The organism is Streptomyces bluensis (genome assembly GCF_014650715.1).
Taxonomy (GTDB): domain Bacteria; phylum Actinomycetota; class Actinomycetes; order Streptomycetales; family Streptomycetaceae; genus Streptomyces; species Streptomyces bluensis.
Genome location: NZ_BMVM01000013.1, coordinates 23,633 through 50,582, shown reverse-complemented (window position 1 = coordinate 50,582; position 26,950 = coordinate 23,633). Strand labels below are relative to the sequence as shown.

At 72.3% G+C, this 26,950-nt stretch carries 27 protein-coding genes and 1 pseudogene; 16 read left to right on the top strand and 12 right to left on the bottom strand.

Annotation, left to right across the window (positions count from 1 at the left end):
- Positions 1–47: 47 nt before the first annotated feature.
- Positions 48–3,950 (bottom strand): caspase, EACC1-associated type, encoded by a 3,903-nt coding sequence (locus IE262_RS27745; RefSeq protein WP_189877534.1) that lies wholly within the window; start codon positions 3,948–3,950, stop codon positions 48–50.
- A 6-nt stretch (positions 3,951–3,956) separates the two neighbouring features.
- Positions 3,957–4,373, bottom strand: a complete 417-nt coding sequence (locus tag IE262_RS27740; protein WP_189877697.1) for an effector-associated constant component EACC1 — start codon at positions 4,371–4,373, stop codon at positions 3,957–3,959.
- 339 nt (positions 4,374–4,712) lie between these two features.
- On the opposite strand from IE262_RS27740, the pseudogene IE262_RS27735 reads away from it, so the two are divergent.
- From IE262_RS27735 to IE262_RS27725, 3 genes and pseudogenes are all read left to right on the top strand, one after another.
- Positions 4,713–4,907: pseudogene (locus IE262_RS27735) on the top strand (DUF397 domain-containing protein); the annotation flags it as partial.
- Between the two features lie 512 nt (positions 4,908–5,419).
- Positions 5,420–6,025, top strand: a complete 606-nt coding sequence (locus IE262_RS27730) for a phosphatase PAP2 family protein (protein ID WP_189877529.1) — start codon at positions 5,420–5,422, stop codon at positions 6,023–6,025.
- Positions 6,022–6,744, top strand: a complete 723-nt coding sequence (locus tag IE262_RS27725) for a phosphatase PAP2 family protein (protein ID WP_189877527.1) — start codon at positions 6,022–6,024, stop codon at positions 6,742–6,744. The genes IE262_RS27730 and IE262_RS27725 overlap by 4 nt, the downstream gene beginning before the upstream one ends.
- Before the next feature lie 54 nt (positions 6,745–6,798).
- Here the strand turns inward: IE262_RS27725 and tatA are convergent, their stop codons facing one another.
- From tatA to IE262_RS27705, 4 genes are all read right to left on the bottom strand, one after another.
- Complete coding sequence (tatA, locus tag IE262_RS27720; protein ID WP_189877525.1) at positions 6,799–7,110, bottom strand: Sec-independent protein translocase subunit TatA; 312 nt, start codon at positions 7,108–7,110, stop codon at positions 6,799–6,801.
- A gap of 139 nt (positions 7,111–7,249) precedes the next feature.
- Positions 7,250–7,834 (bottom strand): TerD family protein, encoded by a 585-nt coding sequence (locus tag IE262_RS27715; RefSeq protein ID WP_134040605.1) that lies wholly within the window; start codon positions 7,832–7,834, stop codon positions 7,250–7,252.
- Positions 7,835–7,976: 142 nt separating this feature from the next.
- Positions 7,977–8,627, bottom strand: a complete 651-nt coding sequence (locus IE262_RS27710; protein ID WP_229877531.1) for a hypothetical protein — start codon at positions 8,625–8,627, stop codon at positions 7,977–7,979.
- 123 nt (positions 8,628–8,750) lie between these two features.
- A complete protein-coding gene (locus IE262_RS27705) occupies positions 8,751–9,326 on the bottom strand; it encodes a TerD family protein (protein ID WP_134040606.1) in 576 nt (191 codons plus the stop codon).
- 235 nt (positions 9,327–9,561) lie between these two features.
- On the opposite strand from IE262_RS27705, the gene IE262_RS27700 reads away from it, so the two are divergent.
- The 4 genes from IE262_RS27700 to IE262_RS27685 all read left to right on the top strand — a co-directional run bounded on the left by IE262_RS27700 (position 9,562) and on the right by IE262_RS27685 (position 13,974).
- Positions 9,562–9,948, top strand: coding sequence for a BlaI/MecI/CopY family transcriptional regulator (locus IE262_RS27700; RefSeq protein WP_189877524.1), 387 nt, complete (start codon positions 9,562–9,564; stop codon positions 9,946–9,948).
- A gap of 6 nt (positions 9,949–9,954) precedes the next feature.
- Positions 9,955–10,887: a M56 family metallopeptidase gene (locus IE262_RS27695; protein WP_189877522.1), complete on the top strand. Its 933-nt coding sequence runs from the start codon at positions 9,955–9,957 to the stop codon at positions 10,885–10,887.
- Between the two features lie 694 nt (positions 10,888–11,581).
- A complete protein-coding gene (locus IE262_RS27690) occupies positions 11,582–12,952 on the top strand; it encodes a hemolysin family protein (protein ID WP_189877520.1) in 1,371 nt (456 codons plus the stop codon).
- The gene (locus tag IE262_RS27685; RefSeq protein ID WP_189877517.1) at positions 12,949–13,974 is read left to right on the top strand and encodes a hemolysin family protein; all 1,026 of its coding nucleotides are present in this window, start codon (positions 12,949–12,951) and stop codon (positions 13,972–13,974) included. Before IE262_RS27690 ends, IE262_RS27685 begins: the two co-directional genes overlap by 4 nt.
- A gap of 111 nt (positions 13,975–14,085) precedes the next feature.
- Here IE262_RS27685 and IE262_RS27680 read toward each other — a convergent pair whose 3' ends face one another.
- Positions 14,086–14,517, bottom strand: a complete 432-nt coding sequence (locus IE262_RS27680) for a VOC family protein (protein WP_134040611.1) — start codon at positions 14,515–14,517, stop codon at positions 14,086–14,088.
- Positions 14,518–14,737: 220 nt separating this feature from the next.
- Between IE262_RS27680 and IE262_RS27675 the strand changes: the two genes are divergently transcribed.
- The gene (locus tag IE262_RS27675; protein WP_189877515.1) at positions 14,738–15,493 is read left to right on the top strand and encodes a dienelactone hydrolase family protein; all 756 of its coding nucleotides are present in this window, start codon (positions 14,738–14,740) and stop codon (positions 15,491–15,493) included.
- A 21-nt stretch (positions 15,494–15,514) separates the two neighbouring features.
- On the opposite strand, the gene IE262_RS27670 is transcribed toward IE262_RS27675, so the two are convergent.
- Together IE262_RS27670 and IE262_RS27665 are read right to left on the bottom strand one after the other, a co-directional pair.
- Complete coding sequence (locus tag IE262_RS27670; protein ID WP_229877530.1) at positions 15,515–16,192, bottom strand: hypothetical protein; 678 nt, start codon at positions 16,190–16,192, stop codon at positions 15,515–15,517.
- Positions 16,193–16,211: 19 nt separating this feature from the next.
- Complete coding sequence (locus IE262_RS27665; RefSeq protein ID WP_189877513.1) at positions 16,212–16,643, bottom strand: hypothetical protein; 432 nt, start codon at positions 16,641–16,643, stop codon at positions 16,212–16,214.
- Between the two features lie 233 nt (positions 16,644–16,876).
- Here IE262_RS27665 and IE262_RS27660 point away from each other — a divergent pair, with 233 nt between their 5' ends.
- The 6 genes from IE262_RS27660 (at position 16,877) to IE262_RS27635 (ending at position 21,632) form a co-directional block, all read left to right on the top strand.
- Positions 16,877–18,109 carry a sensor histidine kinase gene (locus IE262_RS27660; RefSeq protein WP_189877511.1) on the top strand — a complete coding sequence of 411 codons (1,233 nt, stop codon included), beginning with the start codon at positions 16,877–16,879 and terminating at the stop codon, positions 18,107–18,109.
- On the top strand, positions 18,106–18,711 hold the full coding sequence (locus tag IE262_RS27655; protein ID WP_189877508.1) for a response regulator transcription factor: 606 nt from the start codon (positions 18,106–18,108) through the stop codon (positions 18,709–18,711). The genes IE262_RS27660 and IE262_RS27655 overlap by 4 nt, the downstream gene beginning before the upstream one ends.
- Positions 18,712–18,863: 152 nt before the next feature.
- Positions 18,864–19,253, top strand: a complete 390-nt coding sequence (locus tag IE262_RS27650) for a cell division protein SepF (RefSeq protein ID WP_189877506.1) — start codon at positions 18,864–18,866, stop codon at positions 19,251–19,253.
- A gap of 49 nt (positions 19,254–19,302) precedes the next feature.
- A complete protein-coding gene (locus IE262_RS27645) occupies positions 19,303–20,538 on the top strand; it encodes an AAA family ATPase (protein ID WP_373305154.1) in 1,236 nt (411 codons plus the stop codon).
- 44 nt (positions 20,539–20,582) lie between these two features.
- Positions 20,583–20,942: a nucleotide pyrophosphohydrolase gene (locus tag IE262_RS27640; RefSeq protein WP_189877502.1), complete on the top strand. Its 360-nt coding sequence runs from the start codon at positions 20,583–20,585 to the stop codon at positions 20,940–20,942.
- Positions 20,943–21,143: 201 nt separating this feature from the next.
- A complete protein-coding gene (locus IE262_RS27635) occupies positions 21,144–21,632 on the top strand; it encodes a DUF6099 family protein (protein ID WP_134040619.1) in 489 nt (162 codons plus the stop codon).
- 75 nt (positions 21,633–21,707) lie between these two features.
- On the opposite strand, the gene IE262_RS27630 is transcribed toward IE262_RS27635, so the two are convergent.
- Positions 21,708–21,887, bottom strand: coding sequence for a hypothetical protein (locus tag IE262_RS27630; protein ID WP_134040620.1), 180 nt, complete (start codon positions 21,885–21,887; stop codon positions 21,708–21,710).
- A gap of 245 nt (positions 21,888–22,132) precedes the next feature.
- Between IE262_RS27630 and IE262_RS27625 the strand changes: the two genes are divergently transcribed.
- Positions 22,133–23,056, top strand: a complete 924-nt coding sequence (locus IE262_RS27625) for an LLM class F420-dependent oxidoreductase (RefSeq protein ID WP_134040621.1) — start codon at positions 22,133–22,135, stop codon at positions 23,054–23,056.
- A 401-nt stretch (positions 23,057–23,457) separates the two neighbouring features.
- Positions 23,458–24,123, top strand: a complete 666-nt coding sequence (locus IE262_RS27620) for a dienelactone hydrolase family protein (RefSeq protein WP_189877500.1) — start codon at positions 23,458–23,460, stop codon at positions 24,121–24,123.
- A 27-nt stretch (positions 24,124–24,150) separates the two neighbouring features.
- Here the strand turns inward: IE262_RS27620 and IE262_RS27615 are convergent, their stop codons facing one another.
- Both IE262_RS27615 and IE262_RS27610 read right to left on the bottom strand, forming a co-directional pair.
- Positions 24,151–25,590, bottom strand: a complete 1,440-nt coding sequence (locus IE262_RS27615; protein WP_189877498.1) for an FAD-dependent oxidoreductase — start codon at positions 25,588–25,590, stop codon at positions 24,151–24,153.
- A gap of 52 nt (positions 25,591–25,642) precedes the next feature.
- A complete protein-coding gene (locus IE262_RS27610) occupies positions 25,643–26,869 on the bottom strand; it encodes a polysaccharide pyruvyl transferase family protein (RefSeq protein ID WP_189877496.1) in 1,227 nt (408 codons plus the stop codon).
- Positions 26,870–26,950 lie beyond the last annotated feature (81 nt).

Below are 26,950 nucleotides of genomic sequence, written 5' to 3'. Positions count from 1 at the left end.
ACCGGCCCGGCCCCGGCCCACATGGCGGAGCCCTGCCCCTGCCCGGCTCAGTCGAACAGCGGCGCCAGCACCTCCTCGCCCGCCATGATTCGCCACGCCGGAACGCGCACCGTCCGGCCCACCGGGCACGCCTTCGCGCCGTAGCCCCCGGACGGCAGCCCGGTCAGCAAGTCGCCCCGCGCGTGGGTCAGCCGCAGGTGCCGTGCCGGGTCGCCGTGGGGTGGCGGGCCGGGGTCGATCAACACCGCCGTGTTCTCCCCGGCCTCGGTGAACAGCAGGTCCACCGGGTGTCCGCCGATCACCGCCGCCCGTTCCAGGTCGGTGATCCCGCGCTCGGCGAGGTACTGCTGGAGCCGGTCGGCGAGCTCCTCGCGGAACCCGGTCACCGAGGCGGCCGTCGCCATCGGCCCGCCGTCCTCACCCGTCTCCGCCCCCAGCGGCACCGAGCGTCCCGCCAGCAGGGTCGGCAGACCGCTCTGCCCTTGCCAGAACGCGTGACCGCCCACGGTGATCAGCTGCGACTTGGCCCGGGTCACCGCCACGTTCCACAGGTTGACCTGGCTCGCGACCCAGTGGGTCGTCCTCGGCGGGGTGTTGTGCGTGGCCACCGGGCTCAGCACCATCACGTCGCGCTGACCGCCCTGGAAGGCGTGCACCGTGCCGACCCGGACACGGTCGTCGTCGCGCCACAACCGCGCCAGTGCCTCCTTCTGCGCCCGGAATGGCGTGACCACCCCCACGGTCGCTTCCTGCGGCAGCCGCTCCAGCAGTTCGTCCACCACTCGCCGTACGGCCTCCGCCTCCGCCGCGTTCCGCCAGGACCTTCCGTCGCCGCCCCGTGCCGAGTCGCCGTGCTGTACATCGACCCAGCCCAGCACGGGCGCAGGATCGGTCGCCCCCATAGGGTCGACCGCCGGCATCTGCCGCCGTACGTCGGTGAGTACCTGCAACTGGCCCGCATAGCAATAGCCGTTGACGACGTCGGCGATCCGCGGGTGGCAGCGGTAGTGCTCGTCGAGGAGCAGTGCGGAATCGCCATGCTGCTCGGCGGCGTGGTACGAGGAGTACACGTGGTACGTGAGCCGGTGGTCCTCCAGTTGTGCCGCGCTCAGCCCGGCCCTGACCCGCGCCTGCTGTTCCTGCTGCGGTGACACGCCGGGGATGTGCCCCAGCTGCATCGGGTCGCCGATGATCAGCGCCCGGCGCGCCCGGAACAGCAGCGGCAGGACCGAGGGGATGGAACACTGGCTCGCCTCGTCGATGACGACGAGGTCGAACAGTTTCGGGGTGAGTTCCAGCTGCCGCACCGAGTGGGTGCTGATGGCCCACCCCTTGATGTGCGCCATTAGGTTCTTCTGGCTCCGCTGGTAGCCCGAGCGGCCGCGCAGCGCCTGGAGCCGCTGCCCCATGAGGCCGCGTGCCCTTGTCAGCGCCTCGGCGGACACTGCCCGGGACAGCTCTGCCGACAGTTCGGACAGCGAGCCGGCGGTCGCAAGCCGCGACTGCTTCAGCTCTTCCTCGTCCCAGCCCACGTGCCGGGGCACGAGCTCCCGCACCTCCCGCTCCACGGCCACCGCGTCCGCCAGCGACTCCAGCAGCCCGGGTGGCACCGGCCGAGAGGTCGCCCACTTCGGCCACGACGGCCGGTCCGGCCGGTCGTCCCTGTACGGGGCATCGGCCCCAGCCGAGACCAGCTCGGCCAGCGCCCGCCCCCGACGCCACCGGCTGAGCAGCCACCACCGGGCGTCGGCCACCTTTCGAGCCCTGTCCTCCCAGCGCTCCAGAGCGGCCACGCCGTCCTCGTCGGCCGCCCAGACCCCTTCCAGGAGCGGCAGCGGCAGCTCCAGCGCCGCCGCCCGCTCCTCCCGTTCCCGGAGCAGCTCCAGCAGCCGCCCTTCCTCACCGACCCAGCGCGCGGCCTCAGCGCGCTGACCGTCGGCTGTCTCGCGGGTACTGCGCAACTGCCCGCCCACAGTGGCCGACCCGCGCCGCGGAGCCTCGGCGGGCTCGCCGAGCAGCCGCTCCAGCTTCGCCGCCTCCCGTTCCAGCGCCTCGGCGTTGCCCGTGCGCATCAGCAGGCCCGGCGCGATGTCGTCGCAGCGTTCGGCGACGACGTTCACGGCCTCGTTGTTCGTCGAGGCGACCAGCACGGACTGCCCGGCGGCGACACAGGTGGTGACGACGGCCGTGACGACCTCGCTCTTGCCCGTCCCGGGCGGCCCGGTCGCCACCGTCAGGGGCCGCGTCATCGCCGAGGAGATCACCAGTTCCTGGCTCTCGTTGCACGGCCCTGGAGCCACCATGGCGGCGGACGCGCCTCGTGCACGGCCCTCACCGCCGCTCAGCAGCGCGTCCAGGGCGGTGCCAGGGATCTGCCCGGTCCATGTCGACATCTGGAGCAGGTTGTCCACGAGGGCCTGGGTGGCGATGGCCTCCACACCCGAAGGCACCAGCAGCACGGCCGCGTTGTGCGCGCCGGGTCGCAGCGCCTGCATCACCGTCCGCTCGCTGAGCGCGGACGGGTCGAGCGGCTCCAGCTCCGGCAGCCCCAGCTCCTCCAGCAACTCCCGTACGGCGAGCAGCATCTGCGCGTCGTTGCCCTCCTGCCAGGACGGCTGCCAGCGTGCGACGAGGTCAGCCGCGTCGCCCGCGTCCAGCAGTTCCGAGACGACACCGGTGTGCAGCGACGGCACACCACTGGGCCGGAGCACGTCGCGGCCCTCCTCGTCCGGAGCCAGTTCCATCTGCTGGATGAGCAGCGGCGCCACCTCCACCGCCGTACGACGCCCCCGGGCCCCGCCGTCCCGCACGGGCAGCGTGATCGCCGGATAGCCGTACCAGTACTCCTGCTGCGCCCCCGCGTCACCTCCGTCCGCACCGGCTGACCTGCCCTGCGACCTCGGCAGCTTCCCGGGAGCGGGAAAGGTGGAGCCCCGGCCCGACTGGATGGTCTCCTCGCCCTGGCCCAGCAGGAAGTACTTCGTGTCGCGCCCGCTGTCACGGTCGGGCCGCATGCCGGCCGCCGCCTGCGCGGTGAGGCAGTGCGCGTAGTACCGCAACAGCCGCTGCCAGTCGACGCCGTCCCGCGCGTCCAGCGCGGCCAGTTCCCGGGCCTTCAACAGGGCGGGGGAGCGCCGGGCGGCCTCGGCCGCATCGCGGGGCAGCGCCGGGATGTGCACCGGGCGCGCCACCGACCGGGCGAAGGGAAGGCTCCTGGTAGCCCTGATCGTTGACTTGGTGGGACGCTGCTCCTCCGGCACACCGTCGCGTGTCATCTGCGCGGTCAGGTAGTCGAAGAGGTCGTCCGGTGTGATCCAGCCGCCGCCCTTGATCCGCCCGTTGCGCAGCCCCTCCACGATCTCCCCGGTGAACCGGGACGTGCCGAGGCCCGACCCGGGTGGCGCCATCGCGGAGGCGGACTGGAGGGCGTCGGAGGCGGTGATGAAGTACACGCCGGTCGGCCGCAGCAGGGTGCTCGGCGCGGGCCGTGCGGGTTCCTCCGCGGGGCCCTTCGCGGTCCATCCCTGTACGACGGAACCGCTGGAGCAGCAGTCAAGCAGCACCAGCTTCGAGGACGCCCGGCACGACTGGAGCATCCGCTCCAGGAACTCCGCCGGGACCGCCGTCCCCGGCAGATCGTCGGGGGTGGAGTCGCGCGTCAGGAAGTACAGCTGGTTGTCGTCTTCGCAGAACTCCCCGTGCCCGCTGAAGTACAGCAGGGCGGTCTCGCTGGGCTGCCGCGCCTCAAGGAACGTCTCGATGGCATGCAGCATCTCCGCGCGCGTCGGTTCGGGGACCATCGCGCAGTCGTTGTACATGCCGATCTCGGTGTTCTGCAGCACCGCCCGCATGTAGTGCAGGTCGGCGCGCACGGGCGGCAGGTCGTGGTACGCGTCGCTGTCGTACGTGGACACGCCGACGAGCATGGCGAACCGGTCGTTGTCGGTCATGCGCGCTCAGCCCGCCGTGGGTGTTTCGCCGTGGCCGTCGTCGTCCGTGTGGCGAGGCGCCTCACCGCCGCCCGCGAGGAACCGTCCGATCCGGTCGTCGTCCTCGCGGGCTTGCTTCCCGGTGATGTGCAGGGTGGCGCCGTCCGGTCGCTTCACGATGATCGTCCGCTGCGGTATGCGTGCCAGCCATAGCTGCACCCCGGCGGCGACCAGTGAACCGGCGCTGATCACCACCCCGATGGTGTCGGCTGACAGCCCGCCCTTGTCCGTGGCGCCGACCGCCACGCCCCGCCGGGGAACGTCCAACGCGGCCCCCGGGTCGACAGCGGCGACCTCGGCGAGCAGCTCGCGCGCTTCCTTACGTGCGCGCAACGGGTCCTCGTCGACGATCGAGATCCGGTACCCGGTCCGGTGCTCGGGCATGGTGGTCACAACGCTTCCCCTTGGTCTGCCGTGCTTCTGACAGAGGCATGAGCGGCTGAGGTTAGCGGGCGCCACTGACAACAGGTGGGCGCGTTTCCGAAAACCCGTCAGGCGTTGGCGGGAAAGCGGCCGATCGGAGGCGGTACGCGTGTCTCTCCGGGCAGCCACAGCTCTGCCACGTTCTTGCCGGGCCCGTTGACGCGAGGCGCCACCGCCCCACGCGACGCCAGCCGCGCCACGATGAGCAGGTCTCGGCCCGACTCCTCGTCCCAGGGTGGCTCGTGGGACGTGAGTAGCGGTACGCGTTCGGTGCGGTGTCGGTGACCTCGACGCGCAACGATGAACGCCGAGAAGTCCACCGCTGCTGTGCCTGCGTCGGCTTGGTTCAAGAGCAGTTACAGCACAGGTTCGGGTGGGGAGTGCATCGAGGTCGCCGTCCGACCTCACCTCGTCCACGTACGCGACTCCAAGGACCTGTCCCGCCGTGGCGTTGCGATCGATGCCGCGGCCTGGACCGCGTTTGTCGGCTTCGCCGTCGGTCAGGGCTCGCCTGGCGAGTCGTTGAGTCTGCCCCTGGCCATGTGTCAGGGGCAGACTCGCGTCTGGTAGGGCTTGCCAACAGCGTCTTCAGCCGCCGGCACGGGGGTTCCTCCGCCTGGAGGTCGGCCAGCACCTCGTCCCGCTGCACCGCGACTTCCGGCCGCCTTCGCCTTCTGGAACTCGACGGCGTACTGCTCGGCCGTGCGGGTCATCCATGGGCCGCCAAGCGTGGCCGCGGCCCTGCCGCTCTCACTCCAGGGGTGCCCTTCTCGTGCAGCCGGAAAGATCGTGGTCACGGTCGTCCGGGTGAATCTGGGCCCGGGTGAGCGGTGTACCGGCAGCCCGCAGCGCGGCCAGCCGTAGACCGTGTACAGGGTTGTAGTCGGCCAGGTGCCGTGTAGCCGGCCATCCGCAAGGAAGGGACTCACGCCGATGACCACACTCGTGGCCCCATCGTCGCCTCGGGCGATGAACCCGCTCGGTGCCCGGTGGAAGGAGGCCCGCGGATGATCCTCGCGTTCGACGGGGCGTCGATCGACGGTTCCGTCTACCGGGACGTGCTGGACCTGGCGCGGCGTTCGCCCGGCTGGCTGGATGCCGCCGTGGCGGCGTGGTCCTCGTACGGGCTTGTGGTGTTCGCCCTGCTCATGGTGCTGGGGTGGTGGCGGGCCCGGCGTGCGGGTGCCGTGGCGGCGGTGACGGCGCTGGCGGTTCCGTTGGCCGTGGTCGCGGCGTACGGCGTGGACGCCCTGCTGAAGCTGGTGGTGCGCGAGGACCGGCCCTGCCGGAGCCTGCGGGTGCGGACGCTGGAGGCGTGTCCGGCACCCGGCGACTGGTCGTTCCCCAGCAACCACGCGGCGATCGCCGTGGCGGCGGCCGTGGCGCTGCTGTTCGTCTCGCGCCAACTGGGCGCCATGGCGGTCGTGGCCGCGGTCGCGATGGCGGCCTCCAGGGTGTGGGTCGGCGTGCACTATCCGCACGATGTGGCGACCGGGATGGCCGTGGGCGGATGCGTTGCCCTCGGTCTGATGGTCCTGGTGCGCAGACGGGCGCGGACGCTGGTCCGCCTCATGACCGCCACCCCGCTGCGTCCGCTCCTGCCGGCCTCGTGAACCGCAGGGACGTCGCCGAGTTGGCCGGCAGCACCGGCCTTGGCGCATGGACGGCGTTCGCGGTGCTGGCCATGACCGTCGTGGCCGGCGCCGGCCAGCCCCTCTGGCCCGACCCCGGCCTGCTCACCTGGGCCGTCGGCCACCGTCCCGAGACGATGCTGGCCCTGGCACGTGGCGTGACCGCCACCGGCACGGGCGCCGTTCCGTACGTCCTCGTCGCGCTGGCCGGTGCCCTGGCCGGGCGCACCGTGCGGCAACGGCTGATCGCCGTGGCGTTCTGCCTCGCCTGCCTGGGCGCCGGGCAGGCCCTGCGGTACGGAGTGATGGAGCTCGTGCACCGGCCGCGCCCGCCGCAGGAGGCCTGGACGGCGCACGCGAGCGGCTGGGCGTTCCCCTCGGGGCACAGCACCACGGCGGCGCTGACGGCCGGTCTGCTCATCGTCGCGCTCACCCTGCGCGCGCCGCGTGGCGGCACGGCCCTGCGCGTCGCCGTCGGCTGCTGGGGCGTGATGGTCGGGCTGACCCGTGTCTACCTCGGTGTGCACTGGTTCACCGATGTCATCGGCGGCTGGTTGTTCGCCGCCGGCTGGCTCGGGGTGTGCGTGTGCGCCGCGGCCCACTGGCTGCCTGGGGCCTTCCTGACCGAACCGGCCGACGCGGAACCGGAGGACCATGTGCCCCAGGATCCCGGTCGCGAAGGACGATCACGCCCGGCGTGACACCGCTCCACGCGGGATCGGACACCGCCTGTCATGACCCGCCGTGAAGGGGGGTCAGGCCTGTGGCCGTGAGTGCTCGGTGCCCTGCGCAGGGGTGCGGGGCGCGGCGGACTGGCCGGTGTCGGTGGTGGCGCTGCTTCCCGGCGGGATGATCTCGCCCTGGAGGACGCGGGGCGCTGTCCGGTCCGCCTGATCCGCGTGCGTGGTCTGCTCGTGCGCGGCCTGCTCCTCCTTCATCGCCCGCGCCTCGGCCTTGAGGATGCGCGCCGACTTCCCGGCTGAACGGGCCAGGTCGGGGAGCTTCTTGGCGCCGAGGACGAGTATGACGACGATGAGGATGATGGCGAGTTCGCTCAGTCCGAACATGCTGGTCCTGTCTTCTCCTTGGCCCGGGCCGGGCATGGCGCGAGCGTATCGGGTGTCCGGGGCGGCGGTAACGCCGTCTCGGTCTGTGAACCGTGGTGGAGGGCGCCGCCTCTGCTGCTCGGCGCGGCGCTCGCGGCGCTTACAGGTGGGGTGCGATGGCCGGGAGCAGGTCCTGGAAGGTGCGGCCGGTGGCGGGTTCGCCGATGGCCTTCATCTGCCAGCCGCCGCCGGTGCGGTGGACCTTGGCCATGATCTGGGCGGTGTGGCTGCCGCCTCCGGTGAGGGTGTAGCGGGCGAGCTCCGTTCCGGTGGTCTCGTCGACCAGGCGGCAGAAGGCGTTCTGCACCTCGGCGAAGGTCTGGCCGGTGAAGGAGTTGACGGTGAAGACGATCTGGTCGACGTGTGCGGGGACGCGGGCCAGGTCGACGAGGATCGACTCGTCGTCGCCTCCGGCGCCGGCCCCGCCGGTGAGGTTGTCGCCGGTGTGCCGGACCGAACCGTCGTCGCTGACCAGGTGCTGGAAGAAGACGACATCGGTCGGCTGTCCGCCTGCGATGAGCACGGCGGAGGCGTCCAGGTCGATGTCGCCGCCTCCGGTGAGCTTGGCGAGGAAGCCCTTGCGGGGGGCGGCCTTCCATCCCAGGCCCATGCGGACGGAGGTCAGGGCGGTGCCGTCGGACTTGCTCAGGCTGATCTGCTGGCCCTTGTTCAGGTTGACCGACATGGGGGGTGTCTCCTTGCGTGTGTGCAGCGGGTGCGGTGAGGCGATGGGTGTGGGGGTGCGTGGTCGTTCGTGGCCTGCGTGCCGTCGGGGTCCGTGGGCCGGCTGACCGGTGTGGTTGACCAGTGTGGCTGACCAGGGGCGGCTATGCCGGTGGCGCGGCGTGGAGGAACGGGTCCTCTTTGACGCAGCGGCGCAGATGGGGCAGCAGCCCTTGGCCGAGCAGCGCCTGGTGCCAGGCCAGACGGGCCTGCTCCAGGCGCGCGTCGGACGGCGGGCCCCCACGTCGGCGTATGCCCGTGCTCACCAGCGCGGCGAGGGCGACGAGGGCGCTCACGGCCGCGACGAGCGCCAGCACCCAGCCCGCGGTGACGAGCGAGCCGGGCAACGGACCGGAGACGTGCGCGAGCCGGAAGACATGCCCGAGGAGCAGCAGCACCGCGGCGGAGGTGGCCGCCACGAGCGGCGTGAGCACGGCGAGGGCGGGCAGCAGGGTGCCGTGGGGCGTCGGGCGGGGCGTGGTGTCCCGGGCTGCCGCGCGTACGGCGAGATAGGCGCCGTACGCCTCTCCGGCCGCCGCCGTGATCTCGTCGGCCGCGTCGAGCGCCTGGGCACGCAGGCGCCCGGATGCCTGGCCGCTGGGGTCGGCGAGCAGGGCGCTGCGGATGTCCTGGGTGCTGAGCGCCAGGTGCAGCAGGGCTTCGAAGTCCGCTCGGTCCTCGGGGCGGAGGCGGTGCGGGCCTCGTGCCGGGCGTCGGGCGGCAGGCGGGACTTTCGAAACACGCCCTGGGGCCACGAGGTCTCCTGGTTGGTCGGTCGGCGGTCGCACCGGTCGGGCTTCGGTGGGGGCGGGTCGTGCCGGGTGCACGCCGCCGGGCCGCCGTCGGCGTGACGGCCCGGCGGCGTGAGCGGTCCGGCGTCAGACGTTGACGCCGAAGTCGGCGGCGATGCCGGCCAGTCCGGAGGCGTAGCCCTGTCCGACGGCGCGGAACTTCCAGTCGGCGCCGTTCCGGTAGAGCTCGCCGAAGACCATCGCGGTCTCGGTGGAGGCGTCCTCGGACAGGTCGTAGCGGGCGATCTCGGTGCCGCCGGCCTGGTTGACGACGCGGATGAAGGCGTTGCGGACCTGGCCGAAGCTCTGGCCGCGGTTCTCGGCGTCGTGGATGGAGACCGGGAAGACGATCCGGTCGACCTCGGCGGGCACGGCGGCGAGGTTCACCTTGACGGACTCGTCGTCGCCCTCGCCCTCGCCGGTGAGGTTGTCGCCGGTGTGCTCGACCGAACCGTCCGGGCTCCTGAGGTTGTTGTAGAAGATGAAGTGCTGGTCGGAGAGCACCTTGCCGGAGGCGTCGAGCAGCAGCGCGGAGGCGTCGAGGTCGTAGTCGGTGCCGGTGGTGGTGCGCACGTCCCAGCCGAGGCCGACCAGGACGGCGGTCAGGCCGGGCGCCTCCTTGCTGAGCGAGACGTTGCCGCCCTTGGACAGGGAAACTCCCACGGCGTACTCCTTCGTGTTCTGTGCAGTCGGGGCCCGCGCCCCGGACCCTGATTTAGAATCTACAGCACTGTAGAGGAAGCGGTAGAGGGCACGGTCGCGCGGGGGTCGGCGTGCCGCACGTGGGTCGGTGGTCGGGTGGCGGCTGACGGGGTCTTCGTCGGGTGGCGTTGAATGGTTCCGGGCGTCTATACGATGTCCGGTCGGGAAACCGGCGGCGGCGGAAGGGAGACAGGGCGTGACGGAGCACCGGCAGCGTTCCCGGCGGGGACAGGGTGAGCTGGAGGCGCTGGTCCTGTCGGCGCTGCGTGAGGCGGAGGGGCCGGCGACGGCGGGCTGGGTGCAGGAGCGTCTGGGCGGCGATCTGGCCTATACGACGGTGATCACGATCCTGACCCGGCTGCTGGCCAAGGGGGCGGTCACCCGGGAACGCGTCGGCCGGTCCTTCGTATGGACCCCGGCCTCCGACCAGGCCGGACTCGCCGCACACAAGATGCGCAAGGTGCTCGACGGCGAGAGCGACCGCGAGGCGGTGCTGGCGAGCTTCGTGACGGGACTGGGGCCGGACGACGAACGGCTGCTGCGCGGACTGCTGGGTCATTCGCGTGGCCAGGGGGAAGACTGACGCCTCATGGGGGTCTTCGTCTTTCTGCCGCTGGTACTGCCGTTGACGGCGTGGCCGATCGCGCGGCTGGCCGAGCAGCATCTGCATCCGAGGACCGCGACGCGTCTGCTGACCGCGGTGGCCGGAGTGATGGCGACGTGCAGCACGGTGTGCCTGGGGCTCGTGATGGTGGTCGGCACCGCCCAGTTGCCCGGCAACCCGCTGCCGGACGGCTGGTCTGACCCCGAGGTGCGCGCGGCGGTGCCGTACGACGAGGTGGTCGGCAAGGCGGCGATCCCCGCGTTGTGCGCGGTGCTCGTGGCCTCTGCGCGGGCGCTGTGGCGGCACGGCCGGGTCCGTCGCCGTGCTCACCGGGCGCTGGCCGGGCTGCCGGGCACGGAGGTGGCCGTGCTCCCGGACGACGTGCCCTACGCGTACGCCCTGCCCGGAGGCCGCCGGGGCCGTGTGGTGGTGACCACCGCCCTGCTGGACTGCCTGGAACCGGCTGAGCGGCGGGCGCTGTTCTCCCACGAACGGGCGCACCTGGCCGCCCGGCACCACCGCTTCCTACTCGCCGTCCAGCTCGCCGCCCGCGCCAACCCGTTCCTGCGTCCGCTGCGGACGGCCGTGTCGTACACGGCGGAGCGGTGGGCGGACGAGATCGCGGCCCAGGCCGTCGGCAGCCGCCGGACCGTGGCCCAGGCGATCGGCAAGGCGGCCCTGGTCTCCCGCGGCACTCCGGTGTCCTCGCTCGCGGGCTTCGCCATGCCGGGGCCGGTGCCGCGCCGGGTGGCGGCCCTCCTCGGACCGGCTCCCGCGGTGCGGAGCTGGCCCTCGGTGTTCACCTCGGTGGGGCTGGCGGCGTGGGGTGCGGCGGCGGGTACGGCCGTGTCCGCGATGTCGTCCGCGAACTCCGCCGTGACCATGTTCTTCATCCTCTACGCCGCCACGCCGCTGTGAGCCGGGGACAGCCGGACCCAGGCCGGCTCATACGGCCCCGGAGTCCGGATCAGCCGTCGACCTGAGGAGCGCGGAGGCGCCGACCGCGGTCGCGTAGGCGTCGGCCGAGGGTTCCCTCAGGTGCGGCGAGAGGCGTAGCAGGATCCGCCCCCTGGATGGCGCCCCCGTCGATACGGCGGTTCTCGAAGGTCACCTTGCCGCGATAGCCGTCATGCCGCCCGAGCAGCCCGTCTGGATCTTGGTCGCGGCGGGTGTGGAGGACGGCGTCGCGCCCCCGCGACGGGCGTTCCGGTCCTGGGCGCACCGCACGGCGCTCGGTGTGTGTCGCCGCCCCTCCGCACCCCTCCGCGGAAGGATTTCTACATGAGTGTAGAATCACGGGGAGGTTGCGCCGGGGTGAGGTGTGCCCACCCTCCGTCGCCGGCTCCCCGGCCTGGCCCGGCGCCGGCCGCCACGTGCCGGCCGGACCGCTCCGAGCGCGCCCCCGCGACGGGCGGTCCGGTCCTGGGCGCACCGCACGGCGCTCGCACAGGACTGCCGTGGGAACGTGCATGACGACACGCGCGTTGTCCTGAAACAGACCGACGGCAAGGAGCGCACCTTTGTCCGCCAGAACGACGGACCCCTCGGGGCACAGTCCCCGACCACCCCGCCGGGCTTTTCCTGACCATGGCACGTGGCGGGGTGGTGTTCGATGAGTGCCGCTCTGGGCCTGCTGGCCGTGCTCGTCCTGACGGCCGGCACCGGATACTTCGTCGCCCAGGAATTCGCCTATGTCTCCGCCGACCGCCTCGCCCTCGCGCGGGAGGCCGAAGCGGGCGACAAGAGGGCCGCCCGCGCCCTGAAGGTGCTGGAGCGGCTGTCGTTCATGCTGTCCGGCGCCCAGCTCGGCATCACCGTCACCGGTCTGGTCGTCGGTTTCATCGCCGAGCCCTCGGTGTCGGCGCTGCTCAACCCGGTCCTCACCGGGATCGGGGTCCCTGCCGGTGCCGTCTCCGGCATCTCCGTCGTGCTGGCCTTCGTACTGGCCACCTTCGTGCAGATGGTGCTCGGCGAGCTGGCCCCGAAGAACCTCGCCCTCGCGGTACCGGAGCGGCTGGCCAAGTCACTGGCCGCCTCGACGCTGGCGTATCTGAAGGTCGTCGGCGCGGTCGTCCACGTCTTCGACGGCGCGGCCAACAAACTGCTGCGCAGGATCGGCATCGAGCCGGTCGAGGAACTGCATCACGGCGCCTCCCTGGAGGAGCTCGGACACCTGATCGGCGAGTCCCGCCAGCAGGGCCAGCTGCCCCAGGACACCGCCGAGCTGCTCGACCACGCGCTGGAGTTCTCCGACCGCACGCTGGACGAGGTGATGGTGCCGCGCGCCGACGCCGTCTTCGTCCGCAAGGACGCCTCCGCCGCCGAGGCGGTCGACCTGATCGCCCGGCACGGCCACTCCAACTACCCCGTGCTCGGCGACCATCCGGACGACGTCAGCGGCGTACTGGGCGTCCGCGAGCTGATGCGCCTGCCCGCCGACGGTTTCGCCGGCACCACGGCGGGTGCGATCGCCCGCCGCCCACTGCTGCTCCCCGACACGCTGCCGCTGCCGGACGCGGTGGACCGGATGCGGGAGCGGGACGACGAGTTCGCCGTCGTCCTCGACGAGCACGGCGGCGTCGCGGGCATCGTCACGTACGAGGACATCGCGGAGGAACTGGTCGGCGACATCGCCGACGAGAGCGACACCGTCACCGAGATCGCCGTCCCGGACGGCAGCGCCAGCGGCAGCGACTGTGGCAGTGGCAAGGGCAGTGGCTGGCTGGTGGACGCCGGACGCCGCCTGGACGAGGTGGCCGAGGTCACCGGCATCGCACTGCCCGAGGAGGAGGACTACGACACCGTGGCCGGCCTGATCGTGGACCGGCTCGGCCGTTTCCCGGCCGTCGGCGACCGGCTCACCGTGGAGCTGCCCGACGGAGCAAGTGCCGTGATCGACGTGCGCACCCTCGACCGGCACGTGCCCGAGCGGGTGCGTCTGGAGCGGGTGGCCGTGAGGGAACGTGAGGAGGAGCAGGCATGAGTTTCCCGATGGCGCTCTTCGTCACCGTGCTGCTGCTGATCGGCAGCGGGTTCTTCGTCGCGGCCGAGTTCGCGCTGGTCGCGGCCAAGCGGCACCGTATGGAGAAGGCCGCGGCCGAGGGGCAGCGCGGCGCCAGGGCGGCCCTGGCCGGCATGCGCGAGCTGTCGCTGATGCTGGCCGGTGCCCAGCTCGGCATCACGGTCTGCACCCTTGGCCTGGGTTCGGTGTCCAAGCCCGCGATCTCCCACGAACTCGACCCGCTGCTGCACCAGCTGGGACTGCCGAGCGCGCTCAGCTACGGTGTCGCGTTCGCCCTGGCCATGATCGTGGTGGTGTTCCTGCACATGGTGGTCGGGGAGATGGCGCCGAAGTCATGGGCCATCGCGCACCCCGAGCGGTCCGCGATGCTGCTCTCCCCGCCTTTCCGTGGGGTGGTCGCGGCCGTCCGCCCACTGATCTGGGTCCTCAACAAGGTGAGCAACGGCCTGGTCCGGCTGTGCCGGGTCACCCCACGCGACGAGCTCACCTCCGTCCACAACCGCGAGCAGCTCACCCATCTCGTCGAGGAGTCCGAACGTCTGGGCCTGATCAGCAAGGACGACTCCGAACTGATCACCAACTCACTCACCGAGCCCCAGACCCCGGTGGGTGACCTCCAGATCCCGGCCGCCGAGATCATCTCGGTACCGGCGGAGGCCGGACTCGACACCATCCTCGCCACGGCGGCCGAGTACGACCGCAGCCGCCTGCTGGTACGCGATGGCCCACTGGTCGTGGGCTCGGTCCACGCCCGTGACGTCCTGATCGCCCGGAGCCGGGGCCGAGGCCGCGCCGCGACCGCGCGGGACATCGCCCGGCCGGTGCCGGAGCTGGCCGCGCGGGACACCGTCGGCCATGCCATCGAGCAACTGCGCCAGCGCCGTGCGTCCCTCGCCGTGGTGCGCGACGACGGTGGCCGGCTCACCGGCATGGTCACCCTGGACGACCTGCTGGCCCGCCTCCTGCACCCGCAGGCGGCGTAACGGAACAGCGAGCATCACAGCGAGCACGCCTGATCCGTCCCCGTCCGGCGACTGCCACCCGAGGCGCTGGGCGGATCGGGCGTGCCTGTGTTCCCTTCGGGAAAACCGCCCTCATGCGGCGAAGACCTGGGAGTCGTCGACGAACGCCTTGAACTCCAGGGCGTTGCCGGCCGGGTCGAGGAGGAACATCGTCCACTGCTCGCCCTTCTGACCCTCGAAGCGCACATAGGGCTCGATGACGAACTCGACTCCGGCCGCGCGCAGTCGCTCGGCGAGTTCGTGGAACGCGGGGATCGTCAGGATCAGCCCGAAGTGCGGCACAGGGACGTCGTGGCCGTCGACGGGGTTGTGAACGCGGTGGGCGCGCTCGGGCGCGAGGTGGGTGACGAACTGGTGGCCGTGCAGGTTCCAGTCGACCCAGGTGTCCGCGCTGCGGCCCTGCTCCAGGCCCAGCACCTCGCCGTAGAAACGGCGGGCGGCGGCCAGGTCGTCGACCGGCATGGCCAGGTGGAACCGGGGGATCGGGGAGCCGAGAACGGTCATGGCACTGCCTTCCTGGGGGACTCGTGTGGTGCGGCCGGACGCTGCCGGGCGGTGCGGATGAGCGGTTGTCTCAATGTTTACATTGAGGCATTCGGCTAAGTGCAAGTCAATGGCTCGCCGACCGGCGGCGGCACCTCAGCGTCTCAGCGGGACGCACGTCCAGGGACTAGGGTCCGCCCATGGACCCCGACCAGTCCAAGGGAAGAGAGGGCAAGCACCCATGACCACCGTGCGCGGAACCTCCGTTGACATCCCCACCCCGGACGGCACGGCCGACGCCTACCTGGCCTTCCCCGACGACAACTCCCCGCACCCGGCGGTGCTGTTCTACATGGACGCCTTCGGACTGCGGCCCCACCTGAAGAAGATGGCCGACCGCCTCGCCGGAGCCGGCTACACCGTCCTCGTGCCCAACGTGTTCTACCGTCACCGCCCGGCACCCGTGTTCGACCTGCCCGACTTCATCGACCCCCGGGAACGCCCGAACCTCTGGGAGCAGATCACCCCGGTCCTGCGCTCGCTCACACCGGAGTTGGCCACGCGTGACGCCGGTGCCTACCTCGACTGGCTGGCGGACCGCCCGGAGGCCACCGACGGCCCGGTCGGTATCACCGGATACTGCATGGGCGCCCGCCTGGCCCTGCGCACCGCCGGGGCCTACCCGGAGAGGGTGGCCGCCGCGGCCTGCTTCCACGGGGGAGGCCTGGCGACCGACGCACCCGACAGCCCGCACCTGCTGGCCGACCGCATCACCGCCGAGCTCTACTTCGGCCACGCCGACCAGGACCACTCCCTGCCACCCGAGCAGATCGACCGGCTCGACAAGGCGCTCACCGAGGCGGGCGTCCGCCACCGCACCGAGGTCTACACCGGCGCCGCGCACGGTTACACCCAGGCCGACACCGCCGTGCACGACGCCGAGGCGACCGAACGCCATTGGACGGCGCTGCTGTCGCTCCTGAGCCGTTCCCTGTGACCACCCTGCCTCCGCGGCGGGCTACCGCAGGAACACCAACTCCACGGCGACCAGTACGTCCACGACGGCGCACCACTCGGCGAACGTACGGGCCACGACGCCGCCCAGCCGGGCGAGCAGCAGATGGGCGAGGTCCCAGACACCGTGGAGGAACCAGCCCGCCGCCACCAGATGGCGGCCCAGCTCCGGATCCACCGCCAGGCCGGCCAGGGCGAAGGCGCCGAAGGCGAGCGTTCCCGCGGCCTGGATGCCCAGGGTCGCCCGCCCGTGCGGGGCCCCGCGCACCGTGCCCCAGAGCAACACGGCCAGCGCCACGCCCACCAGGACGTGCGACGGCGAGAGCACGTCCTGTGCCTGGAGAGCGAGCACGGCGACCGTCCCCGCGCCCAGCGCCGGCCAGGTCACCCCGGGTCTTCCGGTCTGGCCGACGACCACGTACAGCAGTGGCAGCAGGGGCAGAAGCTCCCCGTAGCCGGTGACCGTGTCGTTCAGGTCCCCCGAGCCGCTCCCGAAGAGGGCGATCATGAGCGCGAGGGCCAGCGCCGTGGGCCAGCGGTGCAGCAGGGCGCGGGACCAGTGGTCGGGTGCGGCAGCGGAGCGGGACGCGGTGGACGACTGCGTCGCGGGCGTCGCGCGGCAGGCGGGAGTTCGACGACTGGGCCCAGGGTCCTTCCGGACCCTAGGGGTTTCCTCGGGCATGGCGGGTCTCCTGTCCCGGTCAGACGCCGTACTCGCCACGGCGGCGGAGCATCACGAGCAGCATCAGCGGAAGCATCGCGAGGTGCTCCAGGACGATCATGGAGTCCGGGGCGACGACGCCCAGCCGGAGCAACGGCAGGAGGGCGAGCGTGGGAACGAACATCGCGCCGCACATCTCAAGGACGCTCGGCCAGCCGTGTCCGCGTCGCCGCATCCAGACGGCCATGCCGGCCGACATGGCGAACGCCATCTCCAGGGAGGCCGGTACGGGGTGGCGCGACGCGGAGAACTCCACGTCCGCGAGCGCCAGCACGCCGCGTATCGCGGCGCCCACGACCAGCATTCCCACGGCCATCGCGACGACCATCTCCACGTAGTGGCGGGCGAAGCGCCACCAGCCGTGCCGGGTGCCGTTCCGCGTCCGCATGGCCGCGCTCCTCGGTGCCTGCATGACGCTCTCCTCTCGCTTACGGGGATCTCTGGGGGATGTGTGGGGTGTCTCCGTCAGGAATCTCCGTGCGGTGGCCCCCACGCCTTCAGGCTCGGGGGGATGAGTCGGCGTCAGTAGTGCCGAATCCCCATGTCCCCGTGTGGCGTTGTCACGTCCTCACATGACATCTGTCATGCGGGGCAGTGCTCGCACGGCACTCCGCCGGGCCGCCCGGCCGCTGCCACAATGGCCAGGTGCATGACGGGGCGAGGGAACGCGCGGCGGGACTGACGAGTTTCCGGCGCTACACGTGGTGGGCCGTCCCGGGCACCGCGGGGGCCGTACTGGTGTCGCTGGTCGGCTCCTGGATCGTGGACGGCGACCTGCCCGCCTGGGCCCGCGTCCTGGCCGTCGCGGCACTGGCGACCGAGACGGCGGCGTGCCTGGTACTGCTCAGCGGACGGCTCGCGCACGGGGCCGCGGACGACGGCCGCCCTGAACTCCCGCCCCTCGGCTGGCTGTTGGCCGCGGGCGCGGCCACGGTCGTACTCGCCGTGCTCCCGCTGGCCTGGCGCACCCACGGCGTGTGGGCGGTCGCGCCCGCGGTGACGGTGGCGATCGGCGCGACATATCTCCCGGTGCGCCCCAGACGGTGGCTGATCGGCGGCGCCACGCTCCTCGCGCTCCTGCCGGGCGGTGCCGTGAGCCTGGCCGAGGGAGACGGCGAACTGGCGTACGCCGCGCTGTTCCCCGCCGGACTGGTCGCGTTCACCGTGTGGACGGTGCTCGGTCCTCTGTGGGCGTGGGATGTCGCGGGGCGGCTGGACCGGGCGCGGCGACTGGAGGCGGAGCTGGCGGTCAAGGACGAACGGCTGCGGTTCGCCGCGGACCTGCACGACATCCAGGGGCACCACCTCCAGGTCATCGCCCTCAAGAGCGAGTTGGCGGCCCGGCTCGCCGAGGTGGCCCCGGCACGGGCCGCCGCGGAGATGCGCGAGGTGCGGCGGCTGTCCGCGGACGCCCTGCGCGACACACGGGCCGTGGTGCACGGATACCGGCGTACGACGCTGGACGACGAGATCGCGGGCGCGGTCCGGGTGCTGGCGGCGGCCGGCATCGACGCCCGGATGGTCCTCGACCCCACGGCCGCCACCGCCGGCCTCCCCGACCCCGCCCGCCATCTGCTGGGCCTGGTGATGCGCGAGGCCGTCACCAACGTGCTCCGGCACAGCCACGCCCGGCACGCCGAGGTCGACCACCGCGTCACCGGGGGTCTCGCACGGCTGCGGGTGAGCAACGACGGAGCCGACGCGTATCCCGCAGGCGCCGAGGGCACCGGGCTGACCGCCCTGCGAGAGCGACTGCGCGCGGCCGGCGGCGAGTTGACGTGGGACCGGGACGGCGACCGTTTCGTGGTGGTGGCGACGCTGCCGGCCGACTCGGTACTGCCGTCGTCGACCCCCTCGGCGAACGGAGCGGCCCGGTGATCCGGCTGCTGATCGCCGACGACGAGGATCTCCTGCGCAGCGCCCTGGCCGCACTGCTGGCGCTGGAGGACGACCTCACGGTGGTGGCCGAGGCGTCCACCTCCACCGACGCGGTACGGCTCGCCCGCGAGCACAGCCCCGACATCGCCGTGCTCGACCTGGAGATGCCGCCCACGGACGGGCTGCGCGCCGCCGAGGAGATCCGGGCCGCGCAACTGCCCACCCTGATCGTCATGGTCACCCGGCACGCCCGCCCCGCCGTCCTGCGCCGCGCCCTGTCCGCGGGCGTACGCGGCTTCGTCCCCAAGACGACGCCCGCCGCGAGGCTGGCCGACATCATTCGCGACATCGCCGCCGGGCGCCGTTACGTCGACCCCGACATCGCCGCCGCCGCGCTCACCGAGGACGACTGCCCCCTGAGCGACCGCGAACTGGAGGTCCTGCGCGCGGCCCGTACGGGGGCGTCGGTCGCCGAGATCGCCACCCGGGTCCACCTGGCACCGGGCACGGTCCGCAACTACCTCTCCGCCGCGATGTCCAAGCTGGGCGCCCCCACCCGCCACGCCGCCGCCCACCACGCATGGCAGCAGGGGTGGATCTGAGCGGCGGCGACGGCATGAGGGCTGAGGAGTGACGTATTCCGGCCGTTGTGCGCTTGGCGACGTAGCGGTCCGTGTCACTGTTGGGCCGAACGGGTGACCATGCGTAAGAATTGACTGGTGCAGACATTGAGTGCGAGCCAGGGGGAGGTCCGGTGAACAGTCACGATGTCACCGACGAGCAGTGGGAGGGGCTCGCCCAGGTCGTGCCGTTGCGGGGCCGGGACGCATGGCCGTCGGCGGTCGGCCACCGCTCGCTACCCGACGCCGACACGGAGGCACGGCGCCGCTTCGTGGTGCTGCGGGTCAACGTGTTCGCGGACGCCCGCGACGTCGCGGAGACGCTGATGGCGGGCATTCCGGTGCTGCTCGACCTCTCGGGCGCCGAGACCGAGGTCGCCAAGCGGGTGCTGGACTTCAGCACGGGTGTCGTCTTCGGCCTGGCGAGCGGGATGCACCGGGTCGACCGGAACGTGTTCCTTCTCACGCCGCCGGGGACCGAGGTGCGGGGGCTCATGGAGGGGGCCGGGGTCCCCGGGGTGTGACGCGGCGTCGGCGGATCGCGCGCGGTCCCTCGATCGTAGGAAGGTCACCATGGCGGAACGGTTCCTCCGCCCGGCGGGTGACTACGGTCCGTGCGTGATCACGCAGCCTCAGCCATCGCCCGCGCAGCCGTCATCCGCCCAGCCGACGGGGGAGGGGACGCGCTCGGAGCGGCCCGGTGTCACCGAGCTACGGCTCTCCGCCTTCGCCGGGCACCGGAGCGCCGCGTTCCCGCTGGGGCCGGTGACCCTCCTCGCCGGGAGCAGCGGCAGCGGCAAGTCCACCGCTCTGCGGGCGTACGAGGCGCTGGCCCGGCTGGGTGGCGGGGCCGCGCTGGGGGAGGTGTTCCCCGACCCGGTCGCGTGCGTGCCCGAGCGGGCCCGGCCCGACGCCCAGCGCCGGCGCGGCTTCCGCATCGGCTGCACGGCCGACGGCCCCGAGGGACCCGTACGGCTCGATATCGCGGTCCAGGCCGAGCCCGAACTGCGCATCGTGGGCGAGCGGTTGACGTCCGACGGGCGGATCCTGCTGGAGACGGCCCTGCGTGACCCGAGCCGCCCCGTCGTCCAGGGGGCCTGGCACACGGCGGGTTCGGCGCCGGTCACCCGGGGCCCGCTCCCCGACGATCGGCTCGGCACCGCTCTGCTGCCCCTGCGCGTCGCCGGCAGGACCGAGGGCCAGCGCCGGGTGCTCGCCGCCGCCGAGCAGACGGTCGTCGCCCTGCGGTCCGTGTTCGTCTGCGATCCCCGGCCGGAACCCATGCGGGCCGCGGTACGGCTCGGCGCGGGACGGCTGCTGCGCGACTGCGGCAACCTCGCCGAGGTGCTGTGGCGTACGCGCACGGAGTGCGGGCGGCGGCACGCGCAGCTCGTCGCGGCGGCCCACGCCGGGTGCGCGGGGCCGGTCGCGGACGTGCTGGCGCAGCGGCTGGACGGCGGGAGGCTACGGGCGCTGCTGGACCGGGGCGACGGGGTGCGGACACCGCTCGGGATGCTGGGCGACGGGGAGTTGAGGTACCTGGGGCTGGCCCTGGTGCTGATGACGGGACCCGGGGTCCTGGAAGTCGACCCGGTGGGCGAGGTTCCCGCGGCGCTCCAGTCGCTGACCGTTCTCGCGGACGGTTTCGACCACGCTCTCGACGCGCGGCAGGCGGGAGAGCTGGCCCGGCTCGCGGTGCGCATGGGGGCGCGCGGACACATCCGGCTGGTGGGGGCGGTGAGCGACGCGTCGTGGGCCGCGGGGGTGGCCGGGCTGACCGTGGTGGACCTGGACGCGTGCAGGAGGTGATCCGAACGACAGGCCCTGGGGGGCCGGGTGATAGACCTGCACCCGTGAACGAACTGGATGTGGCGGGCCTCCAGCGACGGCTCGCCGACTTCGCGGCCGCCCGCGACTGGCAGCAGTACCACACCCCGAAGAACCTCGTCGCCGCGCTCAGTGTCGAGGCGTCCGAGCTCGTGGAGATCTTCCAGTGGCTGACTCCCGAGGAGTCGGCGCGCGTGATGGACGACGCCGACACCGCCCACCGTGTCACCGACGAAGTCGCCGACGTGCTGGCGTACTTGCTCCAGCTCTGCGAGGTGCTCGGCATCGACGCGCTGGCCGCGCTGGACGCGAAGATCGACCGCAACGAGCGGAGGTTCCCGCCGCCGGGAGAGACCGGGGCCCGGGGAGACGGGGCCCGAGAGTGAGGGGAGGAACCGGTCCCCATAGGACTCCATCCATCCGTTTGTCACTCTCCGGAGTTGCCGAGTTGTCCACGGCCAATTGATTGTCCACAGATTTCGGGCTTCCTCTGGCTTTTCGTCCCACATACCTTCACTCTGGGTAGTGGACAACGGAGTTCGGGCGGACGTGCGAAAAGCGCGTCAAGACAGACGGGGACGGTTCGCATGGACGCGATGCGGCTCATCCTGGCGAGCAGGCGTGCCCTGGTGGGGAGCGAGGAGGAGCGGGAGATCATGACGGAGGCGTGGCAGGCACAGGCCCTGGCCCAGGCGGTCGGCAGCCGACTGGCGGTGGCGGGCCCACCCGAACTGCGGGGTGAGGCACTGGGGCTGACCGAACTGGCCGGCAGAGGCTGCGGGGTCCTCGGCGCACCGCAGCTGTCCGTGGGGGCCTTACGCGCCTCCCAGCTCACCGAGTTGGGCGACGCCCACCAGGCCCTCGTCACCCTGGGCGGCCTCCTCGGCGAGGTCGGCATAGCGCTCGTCGGTATAGCCTCCGCGGCCGACGACGAGACGACGTACTGGCAGTGCATGGAGGCGATCGACGCGGCCGAGGAGTCCCGCGACCGGGTTCGGGAGATGCTGCGCCGCCTCGCGGTCAGAGAGCAGACGGTCCAGGCGGTCCAGGCGGTCCCGGACCGCGAGGCGAGCTGATTCGCCCCACGGCAAACGCCCGGCCGTCGTGAGCCGGGCGTCGCAGGCGGGAAGGGTCGGGCGCGGGAGGAGGAGTCAGGCGGCGTCGGGGCCGTCCGAGCGGGTGGGGCGAGGGCCGGAGAGGTCCGCGTCGAGTTGGGACAGGTCGGCGTTGAGGGCCGCCATCAGCTCCTCCATCTGCTGGAGCAGCCCTTTGGGCTGTGCGGGCACGGCCTGTTCCGGTACGGCCTGTTCCGGCACGGCTTCCTGGGACATCAAGGCCTCCTCGGGCCCTCAACCCCCGGCGCGGGGGTGCGTTGAGCAGGCGTCCCGGCAGCGGCCGCCGGCGACGGGTGCCGGGCGGGTCCGGCTCCGCCCACGCCAACGATCACCGCTCGGGCGGGTCACTGAGCGGTCTCGCGCGCCGGTGCCCGGTTGACGGGATTTCACTCGACCGGGACGGCGGGGTACGGAGGGGACCGGTGGGGTTGACCCGTGTTCGAGCGTGCAGGATGGGGAACATGGATCTCCGAATCTTCACCGAGCCCCAGCAGGGGGCGACCTACGACACCCTTCTCAGCGTCGCCAAGGCCACCGAGGATCTGGGTTTCGACGCGTTCTTCCGCTCCGACCATTACCTCCGCATGGGCTCCGTGGACGGCCTGCCCGGGCCCACCGACGCCTGGATCACCCTTGCCGGACTCGCCCGCGAGACCAAGCGCATCCGGCTCGGCACCCTGATGACCGCAGGGACCTTCCGCCTGCCCGGTGTCCTCGCCATCCAGGTCGCCCAGGTCGACCAGATGTCGGGCGGACGCGTCGAACTCGGCCTGGGCGCGGGCTGGTTCGAGGAGGAACACAAGGCGTACGGCATCCCGTTCCCGAAGGAGAAGTTCGCCCGTCTTGAGGAGCAGCTCGCCATCGTCACCGGGCTGTGGGCGACGGAGGTCGGCAAGACCTTCAGCTACGAGGGCACCTACTACCAGTTGACCGACTCGCCCGCGCTGCCCAAGCCCGCACAGGCCAAGGTGCCGGTGCTCATCGGCGGGCACGGTGCGAGCCGTACGCCCCGCCTCGCCGGGCAGTACGCCGACGAGTTCAACATGCCGTTCGCGTCGATCGAGGACAGCGAGCGGCAGTTCGGGCGGGTGCGCGCGGCGGCCGAGGAGGCCGGACGCAGGGGCGACGACCTGGTGTACTCGAACGCGCTGGTCGTCTGCGTCGGCAAGGACGACGCCGAAGTCGCCCGCCGCGCCGCCGCGATCGGCCGCCAGGTCGACGAGCTCAAGGCCAACGGGCTCGCCGGTTCCCCGGCCGAGGTCGTCGACAGGATCGGCCGCTACCAGGCCGCCGGCTCCCAGCGGATCTACCTCCAGGTCCTCGACCTCGACGACCTCGACCACCTGGAGCTGATCTCCGCGCAGGTGCGATCGCAGTTGTCGTAACCAGGCCCCGCCCACCGCGCCCCCGCACCCTCTAGGCCCTGTCGTCAAACTCCCGTCGTCCGCCCGGAGGGCGGGCCCCGCGGCGTCTGGTGCGTGCGATCGCAAGGCGCCGGAAAGTCCTCGATGGGGGTGCCCCCGCGCGAGCGAAGCCGAGCGTGGGGGAGGAGCTACTAGGGCTTTCCGGCAACGCGGCGTGGGGGTGCCCCCACGCCCTTAAGGCAGTGGGGGAGTGCGTGCCAGACGTCGCGGGGCAGGCGGGAGTTTGACGACAGGGCCTAGAGGCCGAAGGCCCTGCCTCGGGGGCGCGGGGCTGTGACGACGGGCGGGACGTGGGTACGCGGTGGGGAGGACCCGGACACATCGATCCGCGGGCTCGGCCGACCTGGGAAGAAGGGATCCCGATGATCTCCGAGATGGTTCTGGTGCCCACCGACGGAGGGACGCTCCCGGGCGACCTGATCGTGCCGGAGCGGGCCCGGGCGGTGGTGCTGTTCGCGCACGGCAGCGGCAGCTCCCGGCACAGCCCGCGCAACCGGATGGTGGCCGCGGAGCTGCGGGCCACCGGACTGGGCACCCTGCTGATGGATCTGCTCAACGAGCGGGAGGAACGCGTCGACGCCATGACGGGTGAGCACCGCTTCGACATCCCGTTCCTGGGCCGCCGTCTGGTGGCCGCGATCGACTGGCTGGACAGGCAGCACGACACCCAGGGGCTCCCGGTCGTCCTCTTCGGTGCCAGCACCGGCGCGGCCGCGGCCCTGGTCGCCGCCGCCGAGCGCCCGGACCGCGTGCTGACCGTGGTGTCGCGGGGCGGCCGGCCCGATCTGGCCGAGGACGCCCTGGAGGCCGTACGGGCACCGGTGCTGCTGATCGTCGGCGGCGACGACGAGGTGGTGCTGCGGCTCAACGAGGAGGCGGCCGGGCGGCTGCGCAGCCCCCACTCGCTGCACATCGTGCCCGGGGCCACCCACCTGTTCGAAGAACCCGGTGCGCTGGAAGAGGTCGCCGTCGCCGCCCGGCAGTGGTGTGTCGAGCGGCTGAAGTCCCTGCAAGGCGGAGCCCCTTAGCCGGAAGTGAGAGCGTGAGTCGCACCCTCAGTCGGGCACCGGCATCCCGGTGTGCAGCTGGGCGCCCTGCCGCAGCAGTTCCTGCTGGACGAGAAAGGCGGGCACGTCCCGCGGCGCGCGTCCCTCGTGGACGGACAGCGCCGCGCACGCTCCGGCCGCCTGGCCGGTCGCCATGGCGATGGGCATCACCCGGTACGAGGAGTGCGCCACGTGCGTACCGGAGATGCAGCGGCCGGCCACCAGCAGGCGGTCGGCTCCCCGGGGCAGCAGGCAGCGCAACGGGATGTCGTAGAAACGGCCGGCCGGCACGCGCCTGAGGAGGGTGCCGGTGCCCTCCGGGTTGTGGATGTCGACCGGGTAGGCGCCGTGGGCGATCACGTCCGGGAAGGACCGGGCGGCCAGGACGTCGTGACCGGTCAGCTGGTAGTCGCCGACGATACGGCGGCTCTCGCGGACACCGATGTGGGTGCCGCTCTGCACGACGTAGGAGTCCTCGAAGCCGGGCACATGCGTGCGCAGGAAGTGGTCGATCTGTTCCATTTGCCGGCGGGCGGTGTACTCGGCCCGGGTGAGGTCCCACACGTTGATGCCGAGCACCTTGGTCATACGGGTGCTGTTGACGCTGACCTCGGCCCGATGCGGTGTGGCGAAGAACAGGATGTCCTCGCGCGGGAGTTGCAGCTCGCCGTCCGCCGTGGCCTCCTTCACGAGGTCCCACAGCCCGTGCACGCCGCGCCACTGGTCGGGGTGCTCGCGCACGTACTCGGCGAACCGCTCCGGCAGGAACTGCGCGACGCGGAACATCAGCGTCATCGGCTGCACCAGCCCGTCCTCCGGGCGGCCGATCTCGTACCGGGCCCCGCAGGCGGCCGCGACATCACCGTCTCCCGTGCCGTCCACCACCACCCCGGCGTCGATCACCACCGGCCCGGACTTGGTCTCGAAGACGACCCGCCAGCCGTCGTCCAGGGGCAGCGCGGACGAGGCGAAGGAGTGGAACAGCATCCGCACACCCGCCTCGTCCATCAGGTCGAGCAGGACCAGCTTGAAGATCTCCGGGTCGAAGGGCACGGTGTACCCGGTCTTCAGGGACGGCGGGACGCAGCCGCCGCGCGCCGTGAGCCGGTCGAGGAGCCGCCACAGGACGCCCGCGACGACCGGTTCGCCCTCGCCGTGGTCGGTGGGCAGCAGCCGGGTGACGTCCCCGGACTCGGTGAACGCGGCCTGCTTGTGCTCGTTGTGGAACGACATCAGCGGCATGACCAGCGCCGCGGTCGCGTTGCCGCCGAGGAACCCGTGGCGTTCGACGAGCACGACGTCGGCCCCCGCGTCGGCCGCGGCGATCGCGGCGGCGCACCCGGCGGGCCCGCCGCCCACCACCAGGACGCCGGTACGGCCCCCGTGCCGGGCGGGCCGCGGCGGCAGCGTGACAGTACGGGGGTCTCGGGGCTCTTCCAGGATCGGCATCGGGGTCCTCCGCGGGCTGGGCCCTGGTGGGTCCGGTCCACATCCGGGCAGGTCAGGCGCTCAGCGGGCGTACCTCTGACGCTTGGGGCGGCGACTGTCGCGCTTCCGTGTACTCGGCCGCCTCGATGTCGTCGAGCAGGTTCCCGCACCGGATGCAGGTCTCCTCGGCGAGCGTGCGCAGCTCCCGCACCCGGGACTGCAGTACCGCACGGCGCTGCGGATACTCGTCCCAGAGCCGGTCCACCTCCGCCAGCAGCAGCCCGGCCTGCTCCCGCGCCACCCCCACCAGGGCCGGCGCCCCGATCCGGCGCGCGAAGTCGAAGACCTTGCCGGAGTACGGCAGCGGCAGCACCGGCAGCCCGGACAGCGCGGCGAAGATCACGAAGTGCAGGCGCATGCCGACGGCCAGGTCCAGGTGGCGCATGAAACCGAGGAGCTGTCCCGGACTGTAGGTCCCGTGCAGGATGCGCCCCTTGTCGGGGGCCGTCATATGGGACAGCACGGCGTGGGCGTGCCGCACGTCGTGGCGCTCCATCGGCAGGAACACCACGTGTGCGTCCAGGCGCCGCACGAGGAAGTCGGCGACGTCGGCGAGCAGCGCGTGGTAGCCGCCCTCGTCCAGGTTCTCCGCCGCCCGGCCCGGCTCCCGCACGGACATCCCCACCAGCCGGACGCCGGCGGGCATGCCCTCGTCGCTCATCATCTGGTCGGTGAACGTCTCCGATGCCAGCAGCAGCGCGGGATCCGCGGTGACGACGATCTCCCGCTCGACGCCGACCTCCTCCAGGACGAGCCGGGACTCCTCGTCCCGCACCACGACGTCGTCCATCTCCGCGAGGACGGTGCGCACCGCCTCCCGGTCGTCGGGCTCCCGCAGCGGGCCGGCACCGACGGCGTAGGCGAACGTGCGCACGCCGTGTTCCTGCGCCGCCCGCACCAGCCGCAGATAGCGGCGGGCCTCGCCGTCGAAGAGGATGCCGCCGCCGCCCAGCACCAGCAGGTCCAGTCCGGTCAGCGCGTCCAGCACGTGGTTGCGGCTGACGCCCTCCCAGTCGACCACCTCGTCGGCATCGTGGTGGTGGGCGCGTGTGTGGGCGGCGTTCCGGCTGAAGACGACGAGCCGGGCCTGTGGGCGCTGGGTGCGCAGACAGCCCAGCAAGCAGGTCAGGATGGACTCGTCGCCCATGTTGAAGCCGCCGTACGAGCCGAGCAGGCCGATGCGCGGCCGGGCGTGCGTGCCCGGGGCGCCGGGGGGTGGCTCCGGTGGGGCAGTGTTCATCCGGTGGGCTCCCGTCGCATCGGAGTCAAGTCGGCGAAGTCGAGTCGGCGCAGTCGGGTCGAGTCGGTCGAGTCGAGTCGG